We start from the raw sequence: 15,352 nt of genomic DNA, 5'->3' as shown, positions 1-15,352 counted from the left end.
GTGGGAGCTGGCTTGCCTGCGATAGCGGTGGGTCAGTCGATACCGCAATCGCAGGCAAGCCAGCTCCCACATTGACCGTGTATCTCCCGAAGCAAGTTGTTGTAGTTTATTTACCGCCACTCCCCGCCACGCTTTCACCACCACGCGTCAGGTAATAGGCCCCGAGAATCGGGAACATCGTCACCAGCATCACCAGCATCGCCACCACGTTGGTCACCGGCACATCGCGCGGGCGGCTCAGTTGGTTGAGCAGCCACAGCGGCAAGGTGCGCTCGTGGCCGGCGGTGAAGGTGGTGACGATGATTTCGTCGAACGACAGCGCAAAGGCGAGCATGCCGCCCGCCAGCAAGGCCGAGCCCAGGTTGGGCATGATGATGTAGCGAAAGGTCTGCCAGCCGTCGGCGCCCAGGTCCATCGAAGCCTCGATCAGGCTGTGGGAGGTGCGGCGCAACCGCGCGATGACGTTGTTGTAGACGATCACCACGCAAAAGGTCGCGTGGCCGACAATGATGGTGAACATCCCCGGCTCGATGCCCAGCGTCTTGAACGTCGCCAGCAGCGCGATGCCGGTGATGATCCCCGGCAGTGCGATCGGCAGGATCAGCATCAACGACACACCCTGCTTGCCAAAAAATTCACGGCGATACAGCGCTGCCGACGCGAGGGTGCCGAGCACCATGGCGATCAGGGTGGCGATGGCCGCGATCTGCAAGGACAGCTTGATCGACTCCAACACGTCCGGCCGGGCGAAGGCCACGCCGAACCACTTCAGGGTAAAGCCCTGGGGCGGAAAGCTGAACGCGGCTTCCTCGGTGTTGAAGGCATAGAGGAAGATGATCAGGATCGGGAAGTGCAAAAACACCAGGCCGCCCCAGGCTGCAATCTTCAAGCCCAGTGATGATTTGTCAGAGTGCATCGAAGGCCCCCAGGCGTTTGACGATGGACAGGTAAACCGCGATCAGCACGATGGGCACCAGGGTAAACGCCGCGGCCATGGGCATATTGCCGATGGCGCCTTGCTGCGCGTAGACCATGCCGCCGACGAAGTAACCCGGCGGGCCCACCAGCTGCGGCACGATGAAATCGCCCAGGGTCAGCGAGAACGTGAAGATCGAACCTGCGGCAATCCCCGGCACCGACAGCGGCAGAATCACCTGCATGAAGGTCTGGCGCGGTTTGGCGCCCAGATCGGCCGACGCTTGCAGCAGCGACGGCGGCAGGCGCTCGAGCGACGCCTGGATTGGCAGGATCATGAACGGCAGCCAGATATACACAAACACCATGAACCGCCCCAGGTGCGAGGTGCTCAAGGTGCTGCCGCCCACGCCGGGAATGCCCAGCACGAACTGCAACACCGGCTCCAGCCCCAGGTGCTGCACGAACCACTGCGCCACGCCGCCCTTGGCCAGCAGCAGGGTCCAGGCATAAGCCTTGACGATGTAGCTGGCCCACATCGGCATCATCACGGCGATGTAGAAAAACGCCTTGGTCTTGCCCGTGGTATAGCGCGCCATGTAATAGGCAATCGGGAACGCGACCACCGCGCTGGCGATCGACACCACGATTGCCATGCTCAGGGTGCGCAGGATGATGTCGAAGTTCGATGGCTGGAACAGTGCGGCAAAGTTGGCCAGGGTCAGGTCCGGCGTGACCGCCATGGTGAAGTCGTCGAAGGTGTAAAAGCCTTGCCACAGCAGGGTCAGCAATGACCCCAGGTAGATCGCGCCGAACCAGATCAACGGCGGTATCAACAGCATCGCCAGGTACAGGTTGGGCTTGCGGTACAGCAGGTTGGAAAACCTGCGCATCGGTGGATGGGAAACGGCCAGGCTCATGTCACACCTCGCCCGTGCTGTCGGTCAGCGGCGTCATAGCCTCACGCGCCCAGCGGGCAGTGATGGCCTGGCCCACCTGATGGCCGCTGCTGATATCCAGCCACTGGTTGTTGGCCTGGCTGATATTCAGCGCCTGGCCGTTTTCCAGTTTCAGTTCATAGCGCGTGGCGCTGCCCTGGTACTGGATGTCATGCAGCAGGCCGCTGACTTCCACTTCGCCGGCGCCCAGCGGGCCCTCGGCAAAACGCACATGTTCGGGACGGATCGAGAACGGCTGCGGGCTGCCGCCGAGGCGCTGGGCCAGTTCGCCGCGAATCACGTTGGAGGTGCCGACGAACTCGGCGACAAAGGCGGTGGCCGGCTTCATATACAGGTTGCGCGGGGTGTCGACCTGTTCGATGCGGCCCTTGTTGAACACCGCCACGCGGTCAGACATCGACAACGCTTCGGTCTGGTCATGGGTCACGAAAATAAACGTGATGCCCAGTTGGCGTTGCAGCTTTTTCAGCTCGCTTTGCATCTGTTCGCGCAGCTTGAGGTCGAGCGCGCCCAGAGGCTCATCGAGCAGCAGTACACGCGGGCGATTGACCAGTGCGCGGGCCAGGGCGACGCGCTGGCGCTGGCCGCCGGAAAGCTGCACCGGCTTGCGCTCGCCATAACCGCCAAGCGCCACCATGGCCAGTGCCTCCTCGGCACGCGTGAGGCGCTCGGCCTTGCCCACGCCCTTGACCTTGAGGCCGTAGGCCACGTTGTCGCGCACATTCATGTGGGGGAACAGCGCGTAATCCTGGAACACGGTGTTCACATCGCGCTGATACGGCGGCAAGCCAGCAGCTTCCTGGCCATGGATACGGATCGAGCCCGCGCTCGGCTGCTCGAACCCGGCGATCAGGCGCAGGCAGGTAGTCTTGCCGGAGCCGGAAGGGCCGAGCATGGAAAAGAACTCGCCGTCCTGGATATCTATGGAAACCCGGTCGACGGCTTTCACTTCGCCGAACTGACGGGAAACGTGGGTGAACTGGACTGCAAGCGTCATGGTGCGGTGCTCCGAAAAAGCATGGGCCGTCGCAGCGGCCCGGTTTGGACTTCTGGAAAACAAAGGAGTCGGTGTGCACAGTCGTAAGGTCTGGCGCGGTCCAATGTGGGAGCTGGCTTGCCTGCGAAAGCGGTGTGTCAGTTCGCACATCTCTCACTGATACACCGCTATCGCGGGCAAGCCCGGCTCCCACAAGAGATCTCCATTAACTGGGTGCCTTACCGCCCGCCCATGATCGCAATGTAATCCTGGGTCCAGCGGCTGTACGGCACGAACTTGCCGCCTTCAGCCTGCGGGGTTTTCCAGAAAGCGATCTTCTCGAACTGGTCGAACCCGTTGGTCTTGCAGCCTTTGGCGCCGAGCAGTTCACTTTCCTTGCAGGCCGCAGGCACGGCCGGCAGCGAGCCGAACCAGGCGGCGACGTCGCCCTGGACCTTGGGTTGCAGCGACCAGTCCATCCACTTGTAGGCGCAGTTCGGGTGCTTGGCTTCGGTGTGCAACATGGTGGTGTCGGCCCAGCCGGTGGCGCCTTCTTTCGGAATGGTCGAGGCAATCGGCTGCTTCTCGTTCTGCAGGCCGTTGACCTGATATTGCCAGGCGCTGGAGGCCACTACGCCTTCGTTCTTGAAGTCACTCATTTGCACAGTGGTGTCGTGCCAGTAGCGGTGGATCAGCGGCTGCTGGGCGCGCAACAGCTCGAGCACGGCCTTGTACTGGGTTTCGGTCAGTTCGTACGGGCTCTGAATGCCCAACTCGGGTTTGCTCGACTTGAGGTACAGCGCCGCATCGGCGATGTAGATCGGGCCGTCGTAGGCCTGCACGCGGCCTTTGTTGGGCTTGCCGTCCGGCAGGTTTTGCGCGTCGAACAACACGCTCCAACTGGTCGGCGCGGTCTTGAACACGTGGGTGTTGTACATCAATACGTTCGGGCCCCATTGGTACGGGGTGCCATAGGTTTGCTGGCCGACCACGTACCAGGGCGCATCCTTGAGGCGCGGGTCGATGTGCTTCCAGTTGGGAATCAGCGCGGTATTGATCGGTTGCACGCGTTTGCCAACGATCAAGCGCAGCGACGCATCGCCCGAGGCGGTGACCAGGTCGTAGCCACCCTTGGCCATCAGGCTGACCATTTCGTCAGAGGTGGCGGCGGTTTTCACATTGACCTTGCAGCCGGTTTCCTTCTCGAAACCGCTGACCCAGTCGTAGGCCTTGTCGCTTTCGCCACGTTCGATATAGCCGGGCCAGGCGACGATATCCAGCTGGCCTTCACCGGGGCCTACCGCCTTGAGCGGTTCGGCGGCCTGGAGGCTGGCGCTGGCCAGCAGCGCGGTGGTCAAGGCGCTGAGCAGTGCGGTCTTATGCGCGGACATGGGGTTCCCTCTTCTTTAATTATGGTCGGGGCAGTGTGTGCAACCGGTGACGCATGAGCTTAGTTGTTGTTTTAAAGATGTTGGCCGTGGCGCGCCATGATATGGCGCACCACGCTGTAGTCCTGTAGCGAATCGCTGGACAGGTCTTTCCCATACCCCGAGCGCTTCAAGCCGCCATGGGGCATTTCGCTGACCAGCATGAAATGGCTGTTGATCCAGGTGCAGCCGTATTGCAGGCGCGCCGCCACCTGCATCGCCTTGTCCAGGTTCTGGGTCCACACCGAGGATGCCAGGCCGTATTCGGAGTCGTTGGCCCAGTCCACCGCCTGTTCCAGCGTGTCGAAGCGGGTCACGGTGACCACCGGGCCGAACACTTCGCGCTGCACGATTTCATCATTTTGTTTACAGCCGGCGAGCAGGGTGGGCTGGTAATAGAAGCCCGCCCCGGAATGCACGGCGGCGCCGGTGATGCGTTCGATGTGCGGTTGGCCGAGGGCGCGTTCGACAAAGCTGGCCACACGGTCGCGCTGGCGCGTGCTGATCAGCGGGCCCAGTTCGTTGTCGGCGTCGCGTTTACCGGCAAAGCGCAGGCTGCTGACCGCCGCGCCAAGTTCGGCAACCAGCTTGTCGTGGATGCCGGCCTGGGCGTAGATGCGGCATGCGGCGGTGCAGTCCTGGCCTGCGTTGTAGTAACCATAGGCGCGCACGCCCGCGACCACGGCTTCCAGGTCGGCGTCGTTGCACACGATTACGGGGGCTTTGCCGCCCAGTTCCAGGTGCGTGCGCTTGAGCGTCTTGGAGGCGGCCTGCAGGATTTTCTGCCCCGTGACGATATCGCCGGTCAGCGAAACCATGCGCACCTTGGGGTGGCTGACCAAATGGCTGCCAACGCCTTCGCCGCCACCACACACAATGTTGATCACGCCGCGTGGCAGCCACTGGTTGAGCACAGGCGCCAGGGCGAGGATCGACAGCGGCGTGTGTTCCGACGGCTTGAACACCAATGTATTGCCGGCGGCCAGGGCCGGGGCGATCTTCCAGGCGGCCATCATCAGCGGGTAATTCCACGGCGCAATCGAAGCCACGACTCCGATGGGGTCGCGGCGCACCATGCTGGTGTAGCCCGGCAGGTACTCGCCGCTCAGTTGCCCGGTCTGGCACCGCACGGCCCCGGCGAAAAAGCGGAACACATCGACGGTGGCGCTCAAGTCGTCCTGGCGCGCCAGGTGCAACGGCTTGCCGCAGTTCAGCGATTCCAGGCGGGCCAGGTAGTCGGCTTGTTTCTCGATGGCGTCGGCGATGCCCAGCAAGGTATTGGAGCGTTGCTGCGGCGTGGTGCGCGACCAACCGGCAAAAGCGCAGTGGGCGGCAAGGATCGCGGCCTCCACTTGCTCGGTGCTGGCTTCGGCGATCTGGGTGAGCACTTCGCCGGTGGCCGGGTTGACAATCGGCTCGACAAGGCCCTGGCCCTGGACCAGTTCGCCGTCGATCAGCAACGCAGTGAGCAGCGGGGTGGGCGCGCCGGACATTTTTCGCGATCTCTTTTCTTGTGTGGCCATGAGCGTTCTCTTACAAGTCGCCCGGCCTTTCTCTTATGGATGTAGAGAGACTAGAGGCCAGACGCGAGGTCAACAAATACTAAATACTGAAAGCAGCATTCGATTAAATAGATGGCTTGCGTGGATGCGGTTGCTCACGGGCGACGGTCAGGAACGGGTCCACCAGCGCCGGACGTGCCGTGCCCCGGCGCCACGCCAGGCCGACGTCGAGGGTCTGGCCGAGGTCGGCGATCGGGCGCGCTTCGATGATGTCGCCCTCCAGCGACCAGGGCCGGTAGGTCATGTCCGGCTGGATCGACACGCCCAGGCCCGCCGCCACCAGGCTGCGCACCGCTTCGGTGGAGGCGGTGCGCAGGGTCACGCGCGGTTGCAGGCCTGCGCCGGTCCACATGCGCTGGGCGTTGTGGCCCATTTCGTCGACGTTCAACTGAATCAACGGCTCGCGCGCCACATCGGCCAGGTTGATGCTGTCGTGCTCCAGCAATGGATGCTGCGCCGGTAGCCACAAGCGGTGCGGCGAATGAGTGAGGACTTCGGTCTGCAGCGCATGGCGGTCTTCCAGGTTGGAAAGGATCAGCACGCCCACGTCGATTTCGCCGCTGACCAACAGATGCTCGATGTACGGGCGCTCATCCTCCATCACGCGGATTTGTACATTGGGGTAGGCGCGCTGGAAGCGAGTCAGCAGGTCTGCGAGGTAATAACCGGCGACCAGGCTGGTTACGCCGATGATCAATTGGCCAGCGACCTGGTCGGTACTTTGCTGCAGGCTGCGCTTGGCGTTGTCGACGGTGGCGAGGATCAGGTGCGCCTGGCGCAGGAATTGATGGCCCTGGTGCGTGAGGGTCATGCCCTTGGCGTGGCGGTTGAACAGGTTGACGCCGATTTCCTGTTCCAGCTGCTGGATCGCCAGGGTCAGGGTGGATTGGGAAATGAATGCGGTTTGCGCGGCAGCGGAGATCGAACCCGTTTCGGCCACGGCAATAAAGTGCCTGATTTGACGCAAGGTCATCATGCTGGAATCACCAGTGAGGTGTTTTTATAGATTTGCCTGAGTGTATATCGATTTAAGCGAAGGGTAGCCGCGTTACATCTGGAAGCACTCTAGATAAGGCCTTTTTGGCACTTAGTTTTACGCTGGCGGCCTATTGGTCCTATGTACCCAAGTCTCTGGAGGCTGCGAATGAATACCCGTGGATTGCTTGATCAGTTGCTCAAGTCTGGCCAGGACATGTTGCAAAACAAGGCTGGCGGCCAACGTAAACAGGACGACAAAGGCGCACTGGGCGGTTTGCTCGGCGGTGCAGGCCTGGGCAGTTTGCTCGGTGGGGCGGGCGGTGGCGCCCTGGCAGCCGGCGCCATGGGCTTGCTGATGGGCAACAAAAAAGCGCGCAAGTTTGGCGGCAAGGCCCTGACCTACGGCGGCTTGGCGGCCTTGGGCGTCATCGCCTACAAAGCCTACGGCAATTGGCAGGCGCAGCAGGCCAACGCGCCCCAGGGCGAGCCGCAGACCATCGACCGCCTGCCGCCGGCCCAGGTCGAACAGCATAGCCAAGGCATCCTCAAGGCGCTGGTTGCCGCAGCCAAAGCCGACGGCCATGTGGATGAGCGCGAGCGCGCGCTGATCGAAGGCGAATTCACCAAGCTGGATAACGACCGCGAGCTGCAAACCTGGCTGCACGCCGAGCTGAACAAGCCCCTGGACCCGGCCGATGTGGCGCGCGCTGCGGGCACGCCTGAAATGGCCGCCGAGATGTACATCGCCAGCGTGATGCTGGTGGACGAGGAAAACTTCATGGAGAAGTCTTATCTCGACGAACTGGCCCGCCAACTGAAACTCGAGCCGGGGTTGAAGGCCGAATTGGAAAAACAAGTGCGGCTAAGCTAATTAAATACCGGCCCTACGCCGATAAAAATGTGGGAGCGGGCTTGTGTGGGAGCTGGCTTGCCTGCGATAGCATCACCGATGTGTGACTGGCACACCTCGGTGCCTGCATCGCGGGCAAGCCCGGCTCCCACACAAGCCCGCACATTGAGTACGTGATCACGCGAAGCCATTGAATTAATACGGCCAATGCTCGGCTATACTCCCCCGCATTTGATCGGCACTTCGAGGAAACACTGTGAAGAATTGGACCTTGCGCCAGCGGATTCTGGCGAGCTTTGCGGTCATTATCGCGATCATGCTGCTGATGGTCGTGGTGTCCTACTCACGGTTGTTGCAGATCGAAACCAGCCAGGAGTCTGTGCGCGACGACGCGGTGCCGGGGGTTTACCTCAGTTCGATGATCCGCAGCGCGTGGGTCGACAGCTACCTGGAAACCATCGATATCATTGGGCTGAGGGACGACAAAACCTTCACCAATTCCGACAGGACGGACTACAAGTCCTTCGAAGCGCGTATCGAACAGCAGATGGCTAACTACGAAAAAACCATTCATGGCCAGGCCGATCGCATGGAGTTCGATAACTTCAAGGCGGCGCACATCAATTACAACCGGGTCCTGGCCAAAGTGCTGGAGCGCGTGGAAGCCAACGATCTGGCGGGGGCGAACGTGCTGCTCGAGGAGCAATTGACGCCGATCTGGACCGAAGGGCGCATGAAGCTCAACGACATCATCACTGAAAACAAGAATGTGTCTGACCGCGCCACGGCGGCGATCGACGAGTCAGTGATGTCGGCCAAGATCAGCATGGCCGTGTCGCTGATCATCGCCATCCTTGCCGCCGGCCTGTGCGGCCTGCTGCTGATGCGCGCGATCATGGCGCCGATGCAGCGCATCGTCGATATCCTCGAAACCATGCGCGACGGCGACCTGAGCAAGCGCTTGAACCTTGCGCGCAAGGACGAATTCAACGCGGTGGAAACCGGCTTCAACGACATGATGACCGAGCTCACGGCCCTGGTGTCCCAGGCGCAGCGCTCGTCGGTGCAAGTGACGACCTCGGTGACCGAGATTGCCGCCACCTCCAAGCAGCAACAGGCGACCGCGACCGAAACGGCCGCGACCACCACTGAAATCGGCGCCACGTCCCGCGAAATCGCGGCCACGTCCAAGGACCTGGTGCGCACCATGACCGAGGTGTCCACGGCCGCCGACCAGGCGTCGGTCGCCGCCGGTTCCGGCCAGCAAGGCCTGGCGCGCATGGAAGAAACCATGCACTCGGTGATGGGCGCCGCCGACCTGGTCAACGCCAAGCTGGCGATCCTCAACGAGAAGGCCGGCAACATCAACCAGGTGGTGGTCACCATCGTCAAGGTCGCCGACCAGACCAACCTGCTGTCGCTCAATGCCGCCATCGAGGCCGAGAAGGCGGGTGAGTACGGCCGCGGTTTTGCCGTGGTCGCCACCGAAGTGCGCCGCCTCGCTGACCAGACCGCCGTGGCGACCTACGACATCGAGCAGATGGTGCGCGAGATCCAATCGGCCGTCTCCGCCGGCGTGATGGGCATGGACAAGTTTTCCGAGGAAGTGCGTCGCGGCATGTTTGAGGTGCAGCAAGTCGGCGAGCAACTGTCGCAGATCATCCATCAGGTCCAGGCCCTGGCGCCGCGGGTGTTGATGGTCAACGAAGGCATGCAGGCCCAGGCCACCGGCGCCGAGCAGATCAACCACGCGCTGGTGCAACTGGGCGATGCCAGCAGCCAGACGGTGGAGTCCCTGCGCCAGGCCAGCTTTGCCATCGATGAACTGAGCCAGGTTGCGGTCGGTCTGCGCAGCGGCGTGTCGCGTTTCAAAGTCTGATGAGCGACCTCGCGGCTAAACGCGGCGCCGTCCCGGCAGCGAAAAAAGCGTTGTTCCTGGTGTTTAACATCGGCGGCGAACGTTATGCCCTCAAGGCCACCGAAGTGGCCGAGGTGCTGCCGCGCCTGCCTTTGAAGCCCATCGCCCATGCGCCGTCGTGGGTGGCGGGCATCTTTGCCCATCGTGGCGCGTTGGTGCCGGTGATCGACCTCAGCGCCCTGACCTTCGGCAAACCGGCCCAGGCCCGCACCAGCACACGCCTGGTACTGGTCAATTACCAGCCGCAGCCGTGGGTCGAGGCACGCTGGCTGGGACTGATCCTGGAACAAGCCACCGACACCCTGCGGTGCGACCTGGGCGAGTTCAAGCCTTATGGCCTGGATAACCGCGAGGCGCCTTACCTGGGGCCGGTGCGTGAGGACGCCCTGGGCTTGATGCAGTGGATCGGCGTCAATGAATTGCTCACCGACGATGTGCGCGCCGTGCTGTTTTCTGCCGAGCTGAGCGTATGAGCGACGACCCGCGTTTTTTTGCCTTCCTCAAAGAGCGCATTGGCCTGGACGTCGCGTCGGTTGGCGAGGCCATTATCGAGCGTGCGGTGCGCCAGCGTACCCAGGCGGTCAATGCGCAGACGCCCGGCGAATATTGGCAGCACCTGCAGAGTTCGGAGAATGAACAGCAAGCGCTGATCGAAGCGGTGATCGTCCCCGAAACCTGGTTTTTCCGTTACCCCGAATCCTTCGCGACCCTAGCCCGCCTGGCTGTCGCGCGCCTGGCCGAGATCAAGCAGATGCGCGCACTGCGCATCCTCAGCTTGCCGTGCTCGACGGGTGAAGAGCCCTATTCGATTGCCATGGCGCTACTGGATGCCGGCCTGGCGCCGCACCAGTTCAAGGTGCTGGGCCTGGATGTCAGCCCGTTGTCAGTGGAGCGCGCGCGACGCGGGGTGTATGGCAGGAACTCGTTTCGCGGCGGTGATCTGGCTTTTCGCGACCGGCATTTCATCGAGCATGGCGACGGCTACCACATTGCCGACCGCGTGCGCGAACAGGTGCGCCTGCAAGTCGGCAACCTGCTCGACCCGGCGCTGCTGGCCAATGAGGCGAGCTATGACTTTGTCTTCTGCCGCAACCTGCTGATCTACTTCGACCAGGCGACCCAGCAGCAGGTGTTTGAGGTGCTCAAGGGCCTGACTCATCTGGACGGCGTGCTGTTTATCGGCCCGGCCGAGGGCGGTCTGCTGGGGCGCCATGGGATGCGTTCGATTGGTGTGCCGCAGTCCTTTGCATTCAGTCGGCATGCCGAGCCGGTCAAGCCGGAACCACGGCCGGTATTCATGTCCATGTCGGTGCCGATCCCGGCACCTATGCCTCAGCGCAGCGCGGCATCAATTCCGACCAGGCCGCGGCCGTTCAGCACGCTCAGCGCCCCAATGCTGCCGGTCAAGGCGCCGCCGTCCGACGCGGCCGAGCTGCTCAGCCGCATCGCCACCCTGGCCAACGAAGGCAAAAGTTTTGATGCCCGCGCCGCTTGCGAGCACTATCTGAAGCACCACCCGCCCGCCGCCCAGGTGTTTTACTGGCTGGGGCTGCTCAGCGACGTGGCCGGCAATGCCCTGGAAGCCCAGGGCTATTATCGAAAAGCCTTGTACCTGGAGCCTCAGCACCCGCAGGCCTTGATGCACCTGGCCGCGTTACTCGAGGCCCAGGGCGACAGTGCGGGGGCGCGCCGCTTGCAGGCGCGGGCCGCCCGTAGCGAGCGAGCTGACAGTGAGTCCAAACGATGAATAACACCGAGGCGCTCGACACCGCAGGCCTGGCCTTGACCCTGGCCGATGCCCAAGCCATCGACGACTGCTGGAACCGCATCGGTATCCATGGCGATAAGTCCTGCCCGCTGCTGGCTGACCATATCCATTGCCGTAACTGCTCGGTGTACTCGGCGGCCGCCACGCGCTTGCTCGACCGTTACGCCTTGCAGCGGGAGGCCCATCGCCCGCACGCCGCCGTCGAACGGGGCGAGGACGTGGTCACCCGTTCCCTGCTGATGTTTCGCCTCGGCGAAGAATGGCTGGGCATTGCCACCCGCTGCCTGGTGGAAGTGGCGCCGCTGCAACCGATTCATTCCCTGCCGCATCAGCGTTCCCGCGCCTTGCTCGGCGTGGCCAATGTGCGTGGCGCGCTGGTGGCGTGCCTGTCGCTGGTGGAGCTGCTCGGCCTGGATGCCACGACCCGTGGTGCCAGCGGCGGGCGCATCATGCCGCGCATGCTGATCATCGCCGCGCAGGATGGCCCGGTGGTGGTGCCGGTGGATGAAGTCGACGGTATCCATGCCATCGATGAGCGCACCTTGAAAGCGGCATCCGCCTCGGGCACCCAGGCCAGCGGGCGCTTCACCCAAGGCGTTCTGCAGTGGAAAGGCCGCAGCCTGCGGTGGCTGGACGAGGCGCAATTGCTGTCCGCCGTGACCCGGAGCCTCACATGACCCCCGACCAGATGCGCGATGCCTCGCTGCTGGAACTGTTCAGCCTGGAAGCCGATGCGCAGACCCAGGTACTGAGCGCGGGCCTGCTGGCCCTGGAACGCAACCCGACCCAGGCCGACCAGTTGGAGGCGTGCATGCGCGCGGCGCACTCGCTCAAGGGCGCCGCGCGCATTGTCGGGGTAGACGCCGGCGTCAGCGTGTCCCATGTCATGGAGGATTGCCTGGTCAGTGCCCAGGAAAGCCGCCTGTACCTGCAGCCCGAACACATCGATGCGCTGCTGCAGGGCACCGACCTGCTGATGCGCATCGCCACGCCGGGCAATGACGTCGGGCCTGCGGATATCGAAGCCTATGTGGCATTGATGGAGCGCCTGCTGGACCCGTCACAGGCACCGATCAAAGCGACACCGACACCGACACCGACACCGACTGAGCCGGCCCCGGCGCCCGTAGTTGAAGAGCCGCCACCGGAACCCGAACCCGCGCCGTCGGTTGCCGCCGAGCCGCCGCGCCAGGGCAAACGCATGACCGAGGGCGGCGAGCGCGTCCTGCGCGTGACGGCCGAGCGCTTGAACAGCCTGCTGGACCTGTCGAGCAAATCCCTGGTGGAAACCCAGCGACTCAAGCCGTATCTGGCCAGCCTGCAGCGCCTCAAGCGCATTCAAAGCCAGAGCGTACGGGCAATGGATACCCTGGATGGGCAGCTCAAGACCCAGCATCTGAGCCTTGAAGCCCAGGAGGCCCTGGCGGACACGCGCCGCCTGCTCAGCGAGGCCCAGGCCTTGCTGGCGGAAAAAACCGCCGAGCTGGACGAGTTCGGCTGGCAGGCCGGGCAGCGCGCCCAAGTGCTCTACGACACCGCGCTGGCCTGCCGCATGCGTCCGTTTGCCGATGTGCTGGCCGGCCAGGCGCGCATGGTGCGCGACCTCGGCCGTAGCCTGGGCAAGCAGGTGCGCCTGGAGATCGAAGGTGAAAAGACCCAGGTCGACCGCGACGTGCTGGAAAAACTCGAAGCGCCGCTTACCCATCTGTTGCGCAATGCCGTTGACCACGGCATCGAAATGCCTGAGCAACGCTTGTTGGCGGGCAAGCCGGCTGAGGGCCTGATCCGCCTGCGTGCGTCTCATCAGGCCGGTTTGCTGGTGCTGGAGTTGAGCGACGACGGCAATGGCGTCGACCTGGAGCGCCTGCGCGGCACCATCGTCGACCGGCATCTGTCGCCACTGGAAACGGCGCTGCGCTTGAGCGAAGAAGAGTTGCTCACGTTCCTGTTCCTGCCGGGGTTCAGCCTGCGCGACAAGGTCACCGAAGTGTCCGGGCGCGGAGTCGGCCTGGACGCGGTGCAGCATATGGTCCGCCAACTGCGCGGTGCGGTGGTGCTGGAGCAGACGGCGGGGCAGGGCAGCCGTTTCCACCTCGAAGTGCCGCTGACCCTGTCGGTGGTGCGCAGCCTGGTGGTGGAAGTCGGCGAAGAAGCCTATGCGTTCCCGCTGGCTCATATCGAGCGCATGTGCGACCTGGCGCCGGACGATATCGTGCAGTTGGAAGGCCGCCAGCATTTCTGGCATGAAGGCCGGCATGTCGGCCTGGTCGCCGCCAGCCAACTGTTGCAGCGCCCGGCGGGGCAAAGTCAGTCCGAAACGCTCAAAGTGGTGGTGATCCGCGAGCGCGATGCGGTGTACGGGATTGCCGTGGAGCGTTTTATCGGCGAGCGTACGCTGGTGGTGCTGCCGCTGGATGATCGCCTGGGCAAGGTCCAGGATATTTCCGCCGGCGCCCTGCTGGACGACGGTTCGGTGGTATTGATCGTCGACGTGGAAGACATGCTGCGCTCGGTGGATAAACTGCTCAATACCGGCCGATTGGAACGTATTGCCCGGCGCAACCAACAAACCACCGAGGCGCCGCGCAAGCGGGTGCTGGTGGTCGACGACTCGCTGACCGTGCGTGAGCTGCAGCGCAAATTATTGCTTAATCGTGGTTACGAAGTGGCCGTGGCGGTCGATGGCATGGACGGCTGGAACGCCTTGCGTTCCGAAGACTTTGACCTGTTGATCACAGATATTGATATGCCTCGTATGGACGGTATTGAATTGGTCACACTCTTGCGCCGTGACAGTCGCCTGCAATCGTTGCCGGTGATGGTGGTGTCCTACAAGGATCGCGAAGAAGACCGACGTCGTGGACTGGACGCCGGCGCCGACTATTATCTAGCCAAAGCCAGCTTTCATGACGACGCCCTGCTGGACGCCGTAATGGAGCTGATCGGAGGCGCGCGGGCATGAGGATTGCAATCGTCAATGACATGCCCCTGGCGGTGGAAGCCTTGCGCCGCGCCTTGAGCTTCGAGCCCGCGCACCAGGTTGTGTGGGTCGCCAGCAATGGCCTGGAAGCGGTGCAGCGCTGCGCCGAGCTCACCCCGGACCTGATCCTGATGGACCTGATCATGCCAGTGATGGACGGCGTTGAGGCCACCCGGCAGATCATGGCCGAGACCCCGTGCGCCATCGTCATTGTGACGGTCGACCGCCAAGCCAATGTCAGTCGCGTGTTCGAGGCCATGGGCCACGGCGCCCTGGATGTGGTGGACACGCCGCCCCTGGGCGTCGGCAACCCCAAGGACGCGGCTGCGCCGCTGCTGCGCAAGATCCTCAATATCGGCTGGTTGATCGGCCAGCGCGGCAGCCGGGTGCGGGCTGAAAGCGTGGCACCGCGTATCACCGGCAAACGCCAGAGCCTGGTGGCCATCGGCTCCTCGGCCGGCGGCCCGGCCGCCCTGGAAGTCCTGCTCAAGGGTTTGCCCCGGGACTTTGCGGCCGCCATTGTGCTGGTGCAGCATGTGGACCAAGTGTTCGCCGCCGGCATGGCCGAGTGGCTGAGCAGCGCCTCTGGCCTGCCGGTGCGCCTGGCCCGCGAAGGCGAGCCACCGCAAAGTGGCGTGGTGCTGCTGGCCGGCACCAACCACCACATTCGTTTATTGAAAAATGGCACGCTAGCCTATACCGCAGAGCCGGTGAACGAGATCTACCGGCCTTCGATCGATGTGTTTTTCGAAAGCGTGGCCCGCCACTGGAACGGCGATGCCGTCGGCGTTCTGTTGACCGGCATGGGCCGCGACGGGGCCCAGGGCCTCAAGTTGCTGCGTGAACAAGGTTATTTGACCATCGCCCAGGATCAGCAAAGCTCGGCGGTGTATGGCATGCCCAAAGCGGCGGCGGCAATTGATGCCGCTGTTGAAATTCGCCCACTGGACAGGATTGCGCCCCGATTGCTGGAGGTGTTTGCAATATGATCACTCCCCTGCGCAGTGCTGACCGGCAGG

At 63.2% G+C, this 15,352-nt stretch carries 13 protein-coding genes; 7 read left to right on the top strand and 6 right to left on the bottom strand.

The window, feature by feature from the left end; translation table 11 throughout:
• Positions 1-106 precede the first annotated feature (106 nt).
• From KVG91_RS26975 to KVG91_RS26950, 6 genes are all read right to left on the bottom strand, one after another.
• Positions 107-916, bottom strand: coding sequence for an ABC transporter permease (locus tag KVG91_RS26975; protein WP_169376703.1), 810 nt, complete (start codon positions 914-916; stop codon positions 107-109).
• Complete coding sequence (locus tag KVG91_RS26970) at positions 906-1,835, bottom strand: ABC transporter permease (protein ID WP_076951445.1); 930 nt, start codon at positions 1,833-1,835, stop codon at positions 906-908. Before KVG91_RS26970 ends, KVG91_RS26975 begins: the two co-directional genes overlap by 11 nt.
• Position 1,836: 1 nt before the next feature.
• Positions 1,837-2,871, bottom strand: coding sequence for an ABC transporter ATP-binding protein (locus KVG91_RS26965; RefSeq protein ID WP_169376704.1), 1,035 nt, complete (start codon positions 2,869-2,871; stop codon positions 1,837-1,839).
• A gap of 218 nt (positions 2,872-3,089) precedes the next feature.
• Positions 3,090-4,241 (bottom strand): putative ABC transporter substrate-binding protein YdcS, encoded by a 1,152-nt coding sequence (gene ydcS, locus KVG91_RS26960; RefSeq protein ID WP_169376705.1) that lies wholly within the window; start codon positions 4,239-4,241, stop codon positions 3,090-3,092.
• Positions 4,242-4,312: 71 nt separating this feature from the next.
• Positions 4,313-5,770, bottom strand: coding sequence for a gamma-aminobutyraldehyde dehydrogenase (locus KVG91_RS26955; protein ID WP_178115142.1), 1,458 nt, complete (start codon positions 5,768-5,770; stop codon positions 4,313-4,315).
• A gap of 133 nt (positions 5,771-5,903) precedes the next feature.
• On the bottom strand, positions 5,904-6,815 hold the full coding sequence (locus KVG91_RS26950; protein ID WP_169376707.1) for a LysR family transcriptional regulator: 912 nt from the start codon (positions 6,813-6,815) through the stop codon (positions 5,904-5,906).
• A 168-nt stretch (positions 6,816-6,983) separates the two neighbouring features.
• Between KVG91_RS26950 and KVG91_RS26945 the strand changes: the two genes are divergently transcribed.
• From KVG91_RS26945 to cheB, 7 genes are all read left to right on the top strand, one after another.
• Positions 6,984-7,688: a tellurite resistance TerB family protein gene (locus KVG91_RS26945; protein WP_169376708.1), complete on the top strand. Its 705-nt coding sequence runs from the start codon at positions 6,984-6,986 to the stop codon at positions 7,686-7,688.
• Positions 7,689-7,923: 235 nt separating this feature from the next.
• The gene (locus KVG91_RS26940) at positions 7,924-9,546 is read left to right on the top strand and encodes a methyl-accepting chemotaxis protein (protein ID WP_169376709.1); all 1,623 of its coding nucleotides are present in this window, start codon (positions 7,924-7,926) and stop codon (positions 9,544-9,546) included.
• On the top strand, positions 9,546-10,058 hold the full coding sequence (locus KVG91_RS26935) for a chemotaxis protein CheW (protein WP_169376710.1): 513 nt from the start codon (positions 9,546-9,548) through the stop codon (positions 10,056-10,058). The genes KVG91_RS26940 and KVG91_RS26935 overlap by 1 nt, the downstream gene beginning before the upstream one ends.
• Entirely contained in the window at positions 10,055-11,332 is a 1,278-nt protein-coding gene (locus tag KVG91_RS26930) for a CheR family methyltransferase (protein WP_169376711.1), read from the top strand. Before KVG91_RS26935 ends, KVG91_RS26930 begins: the two co-directional genes overlap by 4 nt.
• Positions 11,329-12,030 (top strand): chemotaxis protein CheW, encoded by a 702-nt coding sequence (locus KVG91_RS26925; RefSeq protein ID WP_169376712.1) that lies wholly within the window; start codon positions 11,329-11,331, stop codon positions 12,028-12,030. Before KVG91_RS26930 ends, KVG91_RS26925 begins: the two co-directional genes overlap by 4 nt.
• Positions 12,027-14,315, top strand: a complete 2,289-nt coding sequence (locus KVG91_RS26920; RefSeq protein ID WP_169376713.1) for a hybrid sensor histidine kinase/response regulator — start codon at positions 12,027-12,029, stop codon at positions 14,313-14,315. Before KVG91_RS26925 ends, KVG91_RS26920 begins: the two co-directional genes overlap by 4 nt.
• Positions 14,312-15,322 carry a chemotaxis response regulator protein-glutamate methylesterase gene (gene cheB, locus KVG91_RS26915; protein WP_169376714.1) on the top strand — a complete coding sequence of 337 codons (1,011 nt, stop codon included), beginning with the start codon at positions 14,312-14,314 and terminating at the stop codon, positions 15,320-15,322. The genes KVG91_RS26920 and cheB overlap by 4 nt, the downstream gene beginning before the upstream one ends.
• Positions 15,323-15,352: the final 30 nt, after the last annotated feature.

The sequence above is a fragment of the Pseudomonas azadiae genome (assembly GCF_019145355.1).
In the GTDB taxonomy this organism is placed as follows: domain Bacteria; phylum Pseudomonadota; class Gammaproteobacteria; order Pseudomonadales; family Pseudomonadaceae; genus Aquipseudomonas; species Aquipseudomonas azadiae.
Note: the sequence above shows the minus strand (reverse complement) of the source record. Positions and strands in the feature narration are given on the sequence as shown.